This window comes from Glycomyces sp. NPDC021274, assembly GCF_040641195.1.
Taxonomy (GTDB): Bacteria; Actinomycetota; Actinomycetes; order Mycobacteriales; family Micromonosporaceae; genus Glycomyces.
The window spans coordinates 18,615-33,792 of sequence record NZ_JBFADC010000001.1 but is presented as its reverse complement, the minus strand read 5'-3'; the positions used below and the strand labels follow the sequence as shown (position 1 = coordinate 33,792).

The window sequence follows — 15,178 nt, the reverse complement described above, 5'->3', positions numbered from 1 at the left end:
ATGACCGAATCCGAGATGCCCGCGGCACTCCCCGACGAGGACCTCCTCGCCTTCCCCGACACCTGGCGGCGCATGGTGCAGCCCCGGCGCGGCGCCGCCAAGCCGCGCAAGACCAGACTGGACGCAGAGGCCGGACGAGCCCTCCTCGACCAGCACCGCGACCGCCTCCGGGCACTGCTGCTCCCGGACCCCAGGAGCGAGCTCGCCGTCGCCTGCGCGGCCTTCCTCGACGGCGCGGCGGACGCGCGCGGCGCGGCGGTCGCCCTGCGGCTCACGAAACTCGAGTACAACGCGCCCCAGTACCGCCCGGTGTTCGACGCGCTGGCGGCCGAGCACGGCCTGCCGTTCGCCGCCGTGGCGCTGGCCGAGGCCTTCACGTTCGACGACGCGTCGAAGGGCCGAAAACTCCGCGTCGCTCCGCGCCGGCTCGAGGACGCCGGCTGGTCCCGGCTCTACGACAACAAGGAGGTCCGTCAGATCCGGTCGCTCATCGCGGCCGACGCCGGCTACGACGCGGTCGTGGCCGCGCTCGCCGAGTGCCGCACCAGCCCCGAGCTGCGCCTCGCGGTGAGCATCCTCGTCCCCGACGAGGAGGCCTGGCTGAACGAGGTCTGCGAGGAGCACCGCGCCATGGCGCCGAACGCGTCCTACTCGGTGCTGTTCCTCGCCCTGGTCACCACCGAGGCCCAGCTCGAGACGGTCGAGGTCGACGCCCCCTCGTACTACTGGCTGCCGGCCGCCGAGATCGCGGACCTCGTCCACCGGGTCGGGACAGCGGCGCTGCCCGTCATCGAGGGGCGCATCGGCGGCGGCTACAACGACGCGAACGACCGGAAGACGCTCTATCGGGCCCTCGCGGCGCTGCCGAGCGACCGCGCCATGTCGACACTGCTCGACCGGCTCGACCAGGCGGACGCCATGGGCTTCGCGATGGAAGCCGCCGCGAACTTCCCCAGGCGCGCACTGCGACTCATCGCCGACCGCCTCGCTGACGCTGACGCCGCCGAACGCGGGCGGTTCGCGGCGCTGCTCCACAGCGACCCGGTGCTCCTCGGCACCGCCCTCCCGCTCATGGACGAGGCGACGCAGGCTGTGATCGCGACCCTCACCGCCGACCGGCGTAGCGTCCCCGAAGCACCCGCCGAGGCCGTGCCCGCGCTGCTCGCCGCCCCGCCCTGGGCCGCCGGCGGGACCGAACGCGAAGCGGTCGTCCTCAAAGGGCTCGAACCCGCCCCGATCAACCGGATGACCTGGGCCGAAGGCGAACGCGACGCCTGGGCCGCAGTCCACCACTACGGGCTCGCCCGCTACCGGGAGTCCGCCGACTGGAGCCGCACCCGCTGGGAGTACGAGACCCGCGAGTTCGACGCCAAGGACGCCCGCGACCAGGCCGTGCTGCTCGCCCTCGCGCACCCCGAGGTCGCCGCCGCGCTCCTGCCCCGCTGGAAGGCCGCCGACAACTACTTCCACCTCGAGGTCCTGCAGCGCATCCTCGTCAACCTCGGCGCCCAGGCGACACCGCACATCATGGCCGCCACCTCGTACGACTTCGAGTACCGGCGCACCCTCCTGCCGCCGATCGCGAACCTCACCGTCGCCCGGTACGCGGCCGACGCGCTCGTGCGACTGAAGAGCATGCGGTCCCTCGCCGTCGAGTGGCTCGACCGGCACGGCGCCGACGCTGCCGCGCTCCTCATCCCGGACGCGCTCGGCAAGGCCAAGAAGGCCCGCGCCGCCGCCGAGGCCGCACTGCGCTACCTCGCCGCGAACCACGGCGCGGACCTCGTGCGCGGGGCCGCCGTCCCATACGGCGACGAGGCCGCCGCCGCGATCGCCGCGCTCGTGGACATCGACCCGCTCATGCCCATCGGCATCCAGGTCCCCACGACCGGCGCGTGGGCGTCGCCGACGGCGCTGCCGCAGGTGCTGCTCGCCGGCCGCGAGCACGCGCTGCCCGACGCCGCCGTCCGCCACCTCCTCACCGTGCTCGCCATCGGCACGCCGGAGTACGACTACCCGGGAATCGCAGTCGTCGCCGAGACCTGCGACCGGCTCTCCCTGGCGCGCTTCTCAGTGGCCCTGTTCGAGCAGTGGCTCACCGCCGGAGCGCCCTCCGAGGACGGCTGGGCCCTGACGCAGCTCGCGCACTTCGCCGACGACGAGGCCGTGCGCCTCCTCGCTCCGCTCGTCGCGAAGTGGCCGGGGGAGAGCCAGCACCAGCGAGCGGTGAAGGGCCTCAAGGTGCTCGGCGCGATCGGCACCGAGGCCGCGCTGCGCGCGATCGACCAGATCGCCGAGAAGGCCAAGTTCGCCGCGATCAAAGCCGAAGCGGGCGAGCAGATCGACGCCATCGCCGCGAATCTCGGCCTCACGGCCGACCAGCTCGCGGACCGCCTCGTGCCCGACTTCGGGCTGCGCGATGAGGCCGCGCTCGTCCTCGACTACGGGCCGCGCCGGTTCACCGTCGGCTTCGACGAGGCGCTCAAGCCGTTCGTGCGCGACGGCGACGGCAAACTCCGCAAGAGCCTGCCGAAGCCGGGGGCGAAGGACGACGAGCTTCTCGCCGCCGCCGCGTACCAGCGGTTCGCCGGCCTGCGCAAGGACCTCCGCACGGTCGCCGCCGACCAGGTGAAGCGGCTCGAACGGGCGATGGTGCAGGGCCGGACGTGGACGCCCGCCGAGTTCGACGAGCACTTCGTCCAGCACCCGCTCGTGTGGCACCTCGCCCGGCGCCTGGTGTGGATCGCCGAGGCCGACGGCGAGCGGACCGCGTTCCGCCTCGCTGAGGACAAGGGCTGCACCGACGTCAACGACGACGAGTTCACCCTCCCCGCGGACGCCGCGATCCGCCTCGCGCACCCCGCGATCATGGGCGGCGAGGTCGACGCCTGGGCCGAGATCCTCGCCGACTACGAGATCCTGCAGCCCTTCGCGCAACTGGACCGCCCGGTGATGGCCTTCACCGAGGAGGAACTGCGCACGGGCCGCCTGACCCGCTTCGAAGGGGCCGCCGTCCCGGTCGGCAAGCTGCTCGGCCTCACGAGCAAGGGCTGGGAGCGGGCCGCGCCGCAGGACGCCGGGATCGAACCGGGCATGTCCTGCGAGGTGCACGGCGCCGGCTACCTCGTGCTCGACCTCGATCCGGGCATCTGGGTCGGCGCGATCGAGCAATGCCCCGACCAGGAACTCCGCACCGTCAGGCTGACCGCCCGCAACCTCCGCGGCTGGGACGTGCCCGACCCGAAGGCGGCGTTCGGACCGGTCGACCCCGTGGTCGCCTCCGAAGTGCTCGCGGCGCTGTCGAAGGCCACCGGCATCGCCTGACCGGCCCGCCTCCGGCCCGCCGCACCCACTGTTCGAACGCGGCGGGCCGGAGGCGTGTCGCACCGCCCTCCTATGCTCTGCATGACACCACCGCCTCCCGAAAGCCGGTCATGAGCGATCACCTTGCGCCCCAAGAGAAGCGACTCGACGTAACCGACGAGTCGCTGCCGTCCGGCCTCCCCGCCGCGGCGCTCGCGGACCTGCCGCAGGTGCTCGTCGCCCCGCCCTGGGCCGAACCGCGCAAGAGCCGCCCGCCCCGCGAGATCCCCGGCCTCCGGGCCCCCGAACCGCAGCTCGTCGGCCGCCCCGGCGACTTCGAGCGCGCCATGGCCCTCGAACCCGACCTCGTCGAATGGGACCCCGAGACCTACTGGGACGACTCCGCAGGGGATCGCCTCTACGGCTACCGCTCCGGCTGGGACATCGACGACAGCATCCTCTCCCAGCTCGCCCGCGGCGGGCCGCGCTTCGCGGACCAGGCCGTCGAGCACATCAAGACCTCCCCGTGGCAGGGCCGCGCCCTCCTTCCGATCCGCAGCACTCCGGCAGCCGCTGCCGCCGCGCACTGGTTCCTCCGCCTCGACGCGGGACGCAGCCCCGGTCTCGACTGGTTCGACCGGCACGGCCTCCACGCCGTGCCGCTGCTCGTCCCGGAGGCGTTCGGCCCCAAGGGCTACCAGCGCACCACCGCCCGCGGCGCGCTGCGCCTCCTCGCCTGGCGGTACGGCCCCGAAGCCGTGATCGCCCGCACCGAACCCCATGGCCCCGAAGCGGTCGCGGGCGTCACCGCCGTCCTCGCGGACTACCCCGACCGGCCCCTGCTGAACAACCCGACGGCGGGCTTCATCCACGCCCAGGAGGACCTTCCGCCCGTCCTCACCGCCGACCGTGCGGCGGTCCTGCCGCCCAGTGCCGTCTCCCACCTCATCGCGGTCCTCTCGCAGTGGTCGCCGCGCACCCCCTACCCCGCGGTCGAGACCGTCGCCGACGCCTGCGACACCGCGTCGCTCGCGCGCTTCTCGCTCGCACTGGCGCGGCGGTACGGGTTCACGAACTGGTCGGTGGGCCAGCTCGCGCGATTCGGCGGCGCCGAGGCCGCCGCACTGATCGAAGCCCGGGTCACGAAGTCGGGGGCCCGGCGCTTCGCGCAGAGCGGCCTGGCGCTCGAGACCCTCGCGGCCTTCCCCGCCGACCTCGCGTTCCCGGCCCTGTACCGCCTCTCGCGCGGCAGGCTGCACGCTTCGGTCCGGCGACTGGCCGCCTCCCACGCCGCCGCCGTGGCGGCCCGCACCGGATCCGAAGTGGAGCCGTTTGCCGACCGCGCCGCCCCCGCGCTCGGCCTCGACGACCCCGCCCGGCTCACCCTCGACTTCGGACCGCGCACCTTCCACATCAAGGCCGACGACCGGCTCAACCTCAAGGTCGCCGACGCCGACGGGAAGATCCGCGCGCGACCGCCGCGCCCCGGCGTCCGCGACGACGCCGAGACCGCCGCCGCGTCCCTCGCCCGCTTCCGCAGGCTCGCCAAAGACCTCGCCGCCGAACTCGACTTCCAGCGCGACCGCCTCAAGGACGCGATGCTCACCAGCCGCATCTGGGGCCCCGACGAGTTCGCGCACCTCCTCGCCCACCCCGTGCTCGCCGCGCTCGCCCGCGGCCTCCTCTGGATCGGCGAGACCTCCAGCGGGCCCCAGGCGTTCCGCCTCGCCGAGGACGGCAGCTTCGCCGACGTCGACGACAAGCCGCTCGACCTCCTCGACGACGCCCGCGTCCGCCTCGCCCACCCCGTGCTCCTCGGCCCCGACCTGCCACTGTGGACCGAGGTATTCGCCGACTACGAGATCCTGCAGCCGTTCGACCAGCTCGCGCGACCCGCGCTGACGCTCACCCCGGAGGAGGCCCGCACCGGTGTCCTTGACCGCTTCTCCGGCGTCACCGCCTCGTTCGGCGCGCTGAGCGAGGTCATGGAATGGAAGCCGATGTACTGGGGAGACGACGGCACTGCGGGGAGGGCCGGCGAGTGGACCCACCTCTTCTCCCGGGAACTCCCGCGCGAGGCACTGAACGCCGCGAGCGCCGAGGTCGTCGACAACGTGCACCTCCTCGCCGAGATCGATCCGAGCCCCTACTACCGTGAACCCGACCCTGAAGGTCGCCACCGCATCATCTGGATCTGGTTCTCGCCCACCAAGAACCGCCGCCGCGGCGTTCCGACGCTGCGCGGCGACGCCCTCGACCCCGTCCTCGTCGCCGAGCTCCTGGCCGAACTCGGCCGCGCCACCGGCCTCCACCACTGAGCAGAAAGCCGCCATGACCAACGACCTTGTGAGCACCGCCGCCGCGCCGAAAGTCCAGCGCCCGCCCGCCGAGCAACGCTATGCGACCGAGCTCGCGAAGCTCGCCGCCGAGGACGAGTCGCCCCGCCCGCCCGGGTGGGCCCTGAGCCTCCAGGCCGCCCGCACGTTCATCGTGGGCGACGAGTCGCGCGGCATCAGCCGCAAGTTCGTGGGCGACCCCTCGCTCATCGACCGCGCGCTCGTCACCCTCGCGACCAACCGCGGCCTGATGCTCGTGGGCGAGCCCGGCACGGCGAAGTCGCTGCTGTCCGAGCTCATCGCGGCCGCGGTCTCCGGCGACTCGACCCTCACGATCCAGGGCGGCGCCTCCACCACCGAGGACCAGATCGCCTACTCCTGGAACTACTCCCTGCTCGTCTCGGAGGGCCCCACCGAGCGCGCCCTGGTGCCCGCGCCGCTGCTGCGCGGCATGTCCGAGGGCCGGGTCGTGCGCTTCGAGGAGATCACCCGCTGCCCGCTCGAAGTGCAGGACTCGCTGCTCTCGCCCCTGTCCGACCGCGTGCTCGCCATCCCCGAGCTCGAGGGCGACTCGATGGTGTTCGCCCGCGAGGGCTTCAACATCATCGCCACCGCCAACACGCGCGACCGCGGCGTGAACGAGATGAGCGCGGCCCTCAAGCGCCGCTTCAACTTCGAGACGGTCTTCCCGATCGCCGACTTCAAGACCGAGCTCGACCTGGTCGAGGCCGAGGCCTCGGCGGCCCTGGCGCGCTCGGGCGTGCCCGCGCCGCCGTCGCGGGACGTGCTCGGCGTGCTCGTGCGGGTCTTCCGCGACCTGCGCACCGGGGACGCGAGCGCGGGCCGCCCGCAGGCGGTCATGTCCACCGCCGAGGCCGTCTCGGTCGCGCACGCCGTGGGCATCAAGGCCTGGTACCTGCGCGGCGGCACCGCCGTGGCCGGGGACATCGTGGACTGCATGGCCGGGGCCGCGGCGAAGGACAACGCCGAGGACCTCGCGCGCCTGCGCCGCTACCTCGAGCAGCAGGCACCCAAACGCAAAGGCCCGCACTGGGAATCGCTCTACCAGGCGCGGAACCTGCTGCCGGGATGATCGAGCGCCTCCTCGTCCAGGGCGTGCGGCACCATTCGCCCGCCTGCGCCCGCCTCGTCGCCGCGCGCATCGCCGAGCTGCGGCCCGCCACCGTGCTCATCGAGGGCCCGGCGGACTTCAACCCGCGGCTGGGCGAGCTCGCCCTGGAACACGAACTGCCCGTGGCGATCTACTCGTACGCCAGCACCGACCTCGCGGTGCGGCGCACATGGGCGCCGATGTGCGACTACTCGCCCGAGTGGGTCGCGCTCACCCAGGGCCGCCGAGCCGGGGCCGAAGTGCGGTTCATCGACCTCCCCGCCTGGCACCAGTCCTTCGACGGCGTCGAGAACCGCTACTCGGACGCCGAGCGCCGCTACACCGACGCGACCGACCGCCTCTGCCGCGCGTTCGCCGTCGACAACGTGGACGCCCTCTGGGACCACCTCGTCGAGGTCGCCGAGCCCGAGGGCCTGGCCGAGCGGCTCGACCACTACTTCGACCTCGTGCGCGGCGAGGCCGAGGCGGACGGCCACGATGTTGCGCGCGAAGCGTATATGGCCCAATGGATCCGGGCGGCCCTCGCTGAGACCGAGGGGCCGGTGCTCGTCGTCTGCGGCGGCTTCCACGCGCCCGCGCTGCGCCGCCTCGCCGAGGAGGGCGACGCCGCGCCCCCGGCCCTGCCCGAACCGCCCGAGGGCACCGAGACCGGCGGCTACCTCGTGCCCTACTCGTTCAAGCGCCTCGACGCGTTCGCCGGCTACCAGTCCGGGATGCCCTCGCCCGAGTACTACCAGCGCCTCTGGGAAGCCGGTCCCGAGGAGGCGGCGGCCACCCTCGTGCAGCGGATCACCCTCCGCCTGCGCGACCGCGGCCTCCACGTCTCCACTTCGGACCTCATCGGCGCGCGGAGCCTCACCGAGGGGCTCGCGCGGCTGCGCGGCCACGGGCGGCCCGGCCGCACCGACCTCCTCGACGGCCTCGCCAGCGCCCTCATCAGCGACGACCTCGAGCAGCCGCTGCCGTGGACGCGCCGCGGCACCCTCACGGCCGGAACGCATCCGGTCGTGGTCGAGATGACCGCGGCCCTCACCGGCGAGCGCGTGGGCCGCCTGCACCCGGACACGCCCCGGCCGCCGCTCGTGGACGACGCCGACGCGGAGATGGCCCGCCTGGGCCTCGACGGCGAGGGCGTGCTGCGCCTGGACCTCGCCAAACCGAAGGACCTCGAGCGCAGCCGCGTCCTGCACTGCATGCGGCTGCTGCGCCTGCCGGGGGTCCGCCGCGACACCGGCCCGACCGCGGGCGCCGACGTCACGGCCGAGGAGCAGTGGGCGCTCAAGCCGAGCGCCGACCGGCTGCCGGTGCTCATCGAGTCCGGCGCGCTCGGTGCGACCCTCGGCGACGCCGCCCAGACCGTGATCGAGCAGCGCGCCGACGCCGAAGGGGCGCTCGACGCCTTGGCGGCCTTGCTCTTCGACGCGGCCCTGTGCGGCCGGGCGCACCTCACCGACCGCCTCGGCGCGTCCGTCGAGTCCGCTGTGGACGACAGCGGCGACCTCGGCGAGGTCGGCCCCGCGCTCGCCACGGTGCTCGCGCTGTGGCGGCACGACCACCTCTTCGGCACCGCCGGCAGTGACCTCTACGCTGCCGTCGTCACCGCGTGCGCGAACCGCATCCTGTGGCTCGCCGAAGGCCTCCGCGCCGGGCCCGGCCCCGCCGACATCGGCCGCCTCCGCGCGATGCGGGCCCTGCGCGACGCCGTGCGCCACGCGCCCGGCCTCACGCCGCCTGCGGACGCCGTCGCCGGTGCGGCCCAACGGATCGCGATCGACGGCCTCGCCCCTCCGGACCTGCGCGGCGCGGCCCTCGGCCTCGCGTGGGCCCTCGGCGCGCCCGCGAACGCGGCCGAAGCCGCCGCGGGCGTGGCCGACCCCGTCCGCCTCGGCGACTGGCTCGCCGGGCTCTTCGCCGTCGCCCGCGAGGAAGTGCTCGCCGAGGAGCAGGGCGTCGTGTCCGCTGTGGACGAACTCGTCGGCGACCTCACCGACGACGACTTCCTCGTCGCACTGCCCGCCCTGCGGCAGGCCTTCGCGATGTTCCCGCCCCGCGAACGGGGCCTCATCGCCGAACGCCTCGTGGCCGCGCGAGGCGGCGGCGACGCCCGCGACCTCACCAGGAGGCTCCCGGTCGACCCGGTCGTCATGGCGGGCGCCATGGCCCTCGAAGCCCGCGTCGAGGCCGCCCTCGCCCGCGAAGACCTCATATTCGGAGGAGAGTCCTGATGGGGGACCAGCACAACAGCACGCAGCAGGGCGGTGCCGACCTCGAGCGCTGGCGGCTCATCCTCGGGCCCGCCGCCGAGAGCCGCACCGGCGGCCTCAGCGCCGAGAACGCCGAGCGCGACGCCGCCCTCGACTGGCTCTACAGCCGCGACGACGACCTCGGCAAGCGCGGGGTCCGCCGCGGCGGCGCCCGCGGCGACGGCTCGCGCGGCGCGGACGACTCGCCCTCCCAGCTCACCACCGTGGACTGGCTCGACGGCATCCACCGGCTCTTCCCCAAGGAGACCATCGAGCGGCTCGAACGCGACGCCATCGAACGCTACGAGATCAACGACGTCCTCACCAACCCCGACGTGCTGGAGCGCATCGAGCCGAGCCCGTCCCTCCTCAAAGCCGTACTGCGCACCAAGCACCTCATGAACCCGCAGGTGCTCGCCGCCGCCCGCCGCATCGTCGAGGAGGTCGTGCAGCGCCTCGTCGAGAAGCTTTCCGTGCAGGTGCGCACCGTCTTCACCGGCAGCCGCACCCGCAAGCCCAGCTGGCACCGGCGCTCGCGCGACTTCGACCTCAAGCGCACACTGCGCGCCAACCTCAAGCACTACCAGCCCGACGAGCGCCGCGTCGCCATCGAGCGCCCGCAGTTCCACTCGCGCACCTCCAAACGGCTCGAGCAGTGGCAGCTCGTGCTCCTGGTCGACCAGTCCGGGTCCATGTCCGGCTCGGTGATCCACTCCGCCGTCACCGCCGCCTGCCTGCACGCCCTCCCGGGCCTCAAGACCCACCTGATCGCGTTCGACACCGCCGTGGTCGACATGACCTCCGATGTCGACGACCCGGTGGAACTGCTCATGAAGGTCCAGCTCGGCGGCGGCACCGACATCGCCCGCGCCGTCGAATACGGCGCCGGGCTCATCGACAACCCGCGCCGCTCCATCGTGGCCCTCATCAGCGACTTCTACGAAGGCGGCAGCGAAGCCCGGCTCGTCCACTTCGTCAAGCAGCTCTGCGACCAGGGCACCCAGGTGCTCGGCCTCGCTGCCCTCGACGAGGACGCGAACCCGGTCTACGACCACCAGATGGCCGCCCGCCTCGCCGCCGCCGGCGCCCACGTCGGCGCCATGACCCCCCTCCACCTGGTCGAATTCGTTGCGGAAAGGCTCGGCACGTGACCGCGGAACCCAGGCACGACCTCCTCGCCCTCACCACGGACGCCCTTGCGGCCCTGGCCAACCGGGGCCTCGTCAAACGCGCCGCGAAGGACCTCGACGCCGGGGCCGTCCCGGAGGTCGCGCTCGCTGACGACGGCACCCTCACCGCCGTCTTCCCCGACGGCGCCGAAGCCGTCCTCCCGGCCTCGGGCGGCCTCGAAACCGCCACCTGCACCTGCGGCGCCACCGGCAAATGCCGCCACCGCGTCGGCGCCGTCCTCGCCTACCAGCAGCAAACGCCCGCAACGGAACCGGCCGATCCCGGTATCGATCCCGGCACCGAGACCGCCCCCGAGCCCGCCGCCGACCCGATCGCGAGCCCCGCCGCCATCACCGACGACGCGCTCCGCGAAACCCTTGGCCACCACGCCCTCAAAGCCGCCGAGCAGACCCGCCGCGCCGGCTACACCGCCCGCCTCACCTGGCCCGGCCCCGACCGCCCCGCCGCCGCCGAACTCCCCGCGGCCACCGTCACGTTCCTCGTCCCCGGCCTCGGCTACGTCCACACCGACGCCACCGGCCCCGCCCGCGACACCGCGATCGTCCTCGCCGTCTGGGCCTTCCGCGCCGCTCTCGGCAACACTGCGCCCGATAGCGCCACTATGGACGGTGCCACCCTTGGCGGCGCCGCACTCGAAGGCACGACCACCGTCAGCGTCGGCGGCGGCACCGACGGCCCCGACGTCGCCCTCGACCAAGCCCTCACGCTCGCCGAACAGGTCCTCCTCGACGGCGCGGTCGGCGCCGACGGCGTCCTGCGCGCCGCCCTCCAGCGCGAATCCAAGACCCTCACCCGCCGCCGCGCCCACTGGCCCGCCGGCGTCGTCGACGACCTCATCGAGCAGCTCGAACGCTACGAAGACCGCTCCGCCGCCTACGACCCCCAGCGCCTCGCCGCCCTCCTCGCCGAACTCTCCGCCCGCGCCCGCGCCGCCCGACGCCGTTCAGAGGCACCGTCGAACGGCACCCCCGCCACGCAGGTCCTCGGCAGCGAAGAAGCCGCCGCCACCCCGCTCACCCTCGTGCGACTGACCGGCCTCGGCGCCCGCGTCGCCACGGCGGGCGACACCCGCACCCTCGAGATCTACCTGGCCCAGCCCGAGACCGGCATGGTCCTGGCGGTCCAGCGCGACTGGCCCGTCCCGGAGGACGGCACCCTCACCGGGGCCGAGATCGCCGCGAAGCGGCTCGCCGGATGCAAGATCGGCGCGCTGGCCGCGGGCAACACGGTCACCGAGGCCGCCTCCCGCACGGCGGCCCGCGCGCTCAAGCTCGGCACCGGCCGCCTCGCCAAGACCCAGGTCCTGCCGCTCGGCCTGGCCTGGAACGACCTCCCGGACTCGCTGCGCGCCGCCGACCTCGACGCCCTCGCCGAGGAGCTCGCCGCCCGGCCGCCGGCGCTCGTGCGCCCGCGCGTGGCCGCCGAATCCCTGCGCGTGATCGCCGTCGACGACGTCGAACTCCTCGGCTACGACCCCGCCTCGCAGTGCCTCGAAGCCCGCGTCAGCGCCCCGAGGGGCGGCACGGCGATCCTGCGCGTCCCCCACCGCGCCGCCGCGCCCGGCGCGCTCGAAGCCGCCGAGAACGCCCTCCGCAAGGGGGTCGCCTCCGTCGCGGGCCACGTGCACCGCCACCGCGGCGTGCTCATCGTCGAGCCCACCGCGCTCCTCACCGAGGACGGCCCGGTGGTCCCCGACTTCGCCCCCGGCGACGACACCGCCGAACTGGCCGCCGTCGCCGCGACGGCCGCGACCGACCCGGTCGCCGCCGCGGTCGAGGACGCGCTCACCGTGTGCGCCGACCTCGCACACCAGGGCCTGCGCGGCGCCCGCGAGCCGTCCCGCCGCCGCGTCGAGACCGCCGCGGCCGACCTCAAACGGGTCGGACTCCAAAGGGCCGCAGGCGATTTCGTGCACCTGTACCAGGCGTTGGCCGCGGAGGACGACACCGCGAAATGCGCCGCCTGGACTGCCGCCGCCGTCCGCATGCTGGTCACCGCTGAGCTACACTGACCGCCTGGGCAATCCCCATTCTGTAACTTCAGCCACTCATTTCTCAGCCGGAGCCATCCGCTCGGCGTTCGCAGAGTCGGCGATCATCATCGAAGCAATGAGGCTTGACCAATGATCGACCTGCAAGATCCGATCTTCGTCGCCCACGAGGGCGGCAAACTGCGCACCTCCACCACCGTCCCCCTCGCCAGCCGCGAGGACCTCTCGGTCGCCTACACGCCGGGCGTCGCCCGCGTCTGCGAGGCCATCGCCGCCGACGAGTCGCTGGCGCGGACCCACACCTGGCGCTCGAACGTCGTCGCCGTGGTCACCGACGGCACCGCCGTCCTCGGCCTCGGCGACATCGGCCCCGCCGCCGCGCTGCCCGTGATGGAGGGCAAGGCGGCCCTGTTCCGCCAGTTCGCCGACGTCGACGCGGTTCCGATCTGCCTGAGCACCAAGGATCCCGACGAGATCGTGGCCGCCGTCGCGGCCATCGCGCCGTCCTTCGGCGGCATCAACCTCGAGGACATCTCCGCGCCGCGCTGCTTCGCGATCGAGGACCGGCTCAAGGCCCTCCTCGACATCCCGGTCTTCCACGACGACCAGCACGGCACCGCCGTCGTCGTCCTCGCCGCGCTCACCAACGCGCTGCGCCTCCAGGACCGCCGCGCCGAGGACCTCACGGTCGCAGTGGTGGGCGCGGGCGCCGCGGGCGTCGCCATCACCAAGATCCTGAACGAGGCCGGCGTCGGGGACCTCATCGTCTGCGACTCCACCGGGATCATCCACGAGGGCCGCGACCGCCTCAACCCGGTCAAGGCGCAGCTCGCGTCGGTCACGAACCGCAACGGACGCAGCGGCGGCGTCACCGAGGCCCTCAAGGGCGCGGACGTCCTCGTCGGCGTCTCCGGGGGCACCGTCCCCGAATCGGCCCTGGAAGGCATGGCGGACAACGCGATCGTGTTCGCGCTCGCCAACCCGACCCCGGAGGTCGCCCCCGAGATCGCCGCGAAGCACGCCGCGATCATCGCCACCGGCCGCAGCGACTACCCGAACCAGATCAACAACGTCCTGGCGTTCCCGGGGATCTTCCGCGGCGCCTTCGACGCCGGGGCCCCGCAGATCACCGAGGCGATGAAGCTCGCCGCGGCCCGGGCGATCGCCGACATCGCGGCCGAGGACCTCGCCGCCGACCGCATCGTGCCCTCACCGCTCGACCCGCGCGTCGCCCCGGCGGTCGCCGCGGCGGTGAAGGCCGCCGCCTGACACGCACTGAGCGACCCGGCCGGGACTGCTCGTCCTCGCCGGGTCGTCGTGTGCCCTACCGCGCGATCAGGCGTTCAGGCCCATCTGGCGCATGAACTCCGATTCGTCGAAGTAGAGGTGGTGCTCGGTGATCTTGCCGTTCTCCACGGTCGCGATGTCGCAGCTGCGGAGCTTGACCTGCTTGCCGGTCGCCTCGATCCGCTCGCCGGACGGCGTCGTCATCGTCCCGGTGTTGGTGCCGATGAAGTAGCCCTCGTCGACCGCCCTGCCGTCGGTTTCGAGCTTGGCGATCGTCTCGTAGTGGCTGTCCGGAAAGGCGTCGATGAACTGGTGCCAGTACTCGGCGATCTTCTCGCGCCCCCGCACCGGCCCGGCATCGGGCGTCATCACCACGGCGTCGTCGGTGTAGAGATCGACCGCCGCGTCGATATCGTGCCTCTCGATTGCGGTCTCGGTGAGTTTGTCCAAGACCTCTCTTGCTTGGCCCATGGCCATCACCTCCTCATTCACGATTATCGTTCGCGTTTGCGGCGGCGGGTCCTGGATCGCGCAACCCGAGCGGCATGAAGTCAATTTTTCATGAAACTTGCGAGTCGGCGGCGAGCCGACCTGCCAGGGCGGTCGTCACGTCCCGTCCCTCCACATGCGAGGCCCATTCCTTCGGCAGTGCGGTGTGGCCGTACGCGGCCCCGTAGAGGTTGCCGAGGATCGCGCCGGTCGAGTCCGAGTCGCCGCTGTGGCTCACCGAGGCGGTGAGGCCCTTGCGCACGTCGTCCGTCCCGAGGAAGCAGTAGACGGCGATGGCGAGTGCTTCTTCGGCGATCCAGCCCTCGCCCAGCGGTGCGCAGGTGTTGGGGCCGGGCGGAATACTCCCGGCCAGCCGGTAGGCGTGCTGGAGCGCGTCGGCGGTCTCGGAGCGGTCGATGCCGTGGCGCAGGTGCAGCATGGCGGCGGAGACGGCGCGCTGCGGTGTCTCGCCGTTCATCAAGTGGGCCACGATCATCGCGAACGCGCCCGCGGACGCCCCGGCGGTCGGGTGGCCGTGGGTGAGCGCGGAGCACTGCTCGGCGATCGTGTAGGCCTCGTCCGGCTCGAAGCGGAGCCCGAACGGGGCCGATCGCATGACGGTGCCGCATCCCTTCGAGTCCATGTTCACGCCGGGCCCGCCGCCGGCGCGCAGGCCGGAGAGGCACGCGTTGCCGGGGGCGCGGCGGTCGTAGAGCCACGGCTCGGCGGCCAGCCCATGCGCGCCGCTGGGCGGCAGGTACTCCTTCTGCGTTGCGTACCAGCGCATATAGGCGCTGCGCACGGATGCGAACTCCTCGCCGGGCGAGGCCTCCAGGAGCCCTTCGGCGGTGAAGAGCGTCATCTGGGTGTCGTCCGAGATGTGGTTGTAGCGAAGCTCGGTGACACCGTCCGGTCCCCACTCCTCCCGGATCGAATCCCAGTGGTCGAACTCGACCTGGTAGCCGAGGGCGTCGCCGACCGCCCCGCCGATGAGGCATCCGAAGACGCGGTCGTGCCGCGTGAGCGCTTGAGTCACGCCGGGATTGTATGGCGTCCAAGCCGCTTGGGGTCCCGGCGGTACGCGCGTCGCGAAGTCCTTGACAGGAGTGACCGTTAACATTCACAATACATCGAAATGTTTCGACCCTCCCTCATATCAGGACGGAAGACGATGAAGCCTCCGACCAGAACGAGAACGACCACGGTC

General features: G+C 73.1%; 9 protein-coding genes. 7 read left to right on the top strand and 2 right to left on the bottom strand.

Annotation, left to right across the window (positions count from 1 at the left end):
* The 7 genes from AB0I03_RS00140 to AB0I03_RS00110 all read left to right on the top strand — a co-directional run bounded on the left by AB0I03_RS00140 (position 1) and on the right by AB0I03_RS00110 (position 13,464).
* A complete protein-coding gene (locus AB0I03_RS00140; RefSeq protein WP_360403855.1) occupies positions 1–3,324 on the top strand; it encodes a DUF4132 domain-containing protein in 3,324 nt (1,107 codons plus the stop codon).
* A 110-nt stretch (positions 3,325–3,434) separates the two neighbouring features.
* Positions 3,435–5,621: a DUF4132 domain-containing protein gene (locus AB0I03_RS00135; RefSeq protein WP_360403852.1), complete on the top strand. Its 2,187-nt coding sequence runs from the start codon at positions 3,435–3,437 to the stop codon at positions 5,619–5,621.
* A 13-nt stretch (positions 5,622–5,634) separates the two neighbouring features.
* Complete coding sequence (locus tag AB0I03_RS00130; protein ID WP_360403849.1) at positions 5,635–6,732, top strand: AAA family ATPase; 1,098 nt, start codon at positions 5,635–5,637, stop codon at positions 6,730–6,732.
* Positions 6,729–8,996 carry a DUF5682 family protein gene (locus AB0I03_RS00125; RefSeq protein WP_360403846.1) on the top strand — a complete coding sequence of 756 codons (2,268 nt, stop codon included), beginning with the start codon at positions 6,729–6,731 and terminating at the stop codon, positions 8,994–8,996. Before AB0I03_RS00130 ends, AB0I03_RS00125 begins: the two co-directional genes overlap by 4 nt.
* Entirely contained in the window at positions 8,996–10,165 is a 1,170-nt protein-coding gene (locus AB0I03_RS00120; protein WP_360403843.1) for a VWA domain-containing protein, read from the top strand. Before AB0I03_RS00125 ends, AB0I03_RS00120 begins: the two co-directional genes overlap by 1 nt.
* Complete coding sequence (locus AB0I03_RS00115; RefSeq protein WP_360403840.1) at positions 10,162–12,216, top strand: hypothetical protein; 2,055 nt, start codon at positions 10,162–10,164, stop codon at positions 12,214–12,216. Before AB0I03_RS00120 ends, AB0I03_RS00115 begins: the two co-directional genes overlap by 4 nt.
* 114 nt (positions 12,217–12,330) lie before the next feature.
* On the top strand, positions 12,331–13,464 hold the full coding sequence (locus AB0I03_RS00110) for an NADP-dependent malic enzyme (protein ID WP_360405858.1): 1,134 nt from the start codon (positions 12,331–12,333) through the stop codon (positions 13,462–13,464).
* 66 nt (positions 13,465–13,530) lie between these two features.
* Here the strand turns inward: AB0I03_RS00110 and AB0I03_RS00105 are convergent, their stop codons facing one another.
* Together AB0I03_RS00105 and AB0I03_RS00100 are read right to left on the bottom strand one after the other, a co-directional pair.
* Positions 13,531–13,953 carry an ester cyclase gene (locus tag AB0I03_RS00105; protein WP_360403837.1) on the bottom strand — a complete coding sequence of 141 codons (423 nt, stop codon included), beginning with the start codon at positions 13,951–13,953 and terminating at the stop codon, positions 13,531–13,533.
* 88 nt (positions 13,954–14,041) lie between these two features.
* On the bottom strand, positions 14,042–15,007 hold the full coding sequence (locus tag AB0I03_RS00100) for an ADP-ribosylglycohydrolase family protein (RefSeq protein ID WP_360403834.1): 966 nt from the start codon (positions 15,005–15,007) through the stop codon (positions 14,042–14,044).
* Between the last annotated feature and the right edge of the window lie 171 nt (positions 15,008–15,178).

Excerpts from the sequence above, each read along its gene's own strand:
- AB0I03_RS00130 (WP_360403849.1), top strand. The coding sequence starts at position 5,635 with ATGACCAACGACCTTGTGAGCACCGCCGCCGCGCCGAAAGTCCAGCGC.
- AB0I03_RS00120 (WP_360403843.1), top strand. The coding sequence starts at position 8,996 with ATGGGGGACCAGCACAACAGCACGCAGCAGGGCGGTGCCGACCTCGAG.
- AB0I03_RS00135 (WP_360403852.1), top strand. The coding sequence starts at position 3,435 with ATGAGCGATCACCTTGCGCCCCAAGAGAAGCGACTCGACGTAACCGAC.
- AB0I03_RS00125 (WP_360403846.1), top strand. The coding sequence starts at position 6,729 with ATGATCGAGCGCCTCCTCGTCCAGGGCGTGCGGCACCATTCGCCCGCC.
- AB0I03_RS00140 (WP_360403855.1), top strand. The coding sequence starts at position 1 with ATGACCGAATCCGAGATGCCCGCGGCACTCCCCGACGAGGACCTCCTC.
- AB0I03_RS00105 (WP_360403837.1), bottom strand. The coding sequence starts at position 13,953 with ATGGGCCAAGCAAGAGAGGTCTTGGACAAACTCACCGAGACCGCAATC.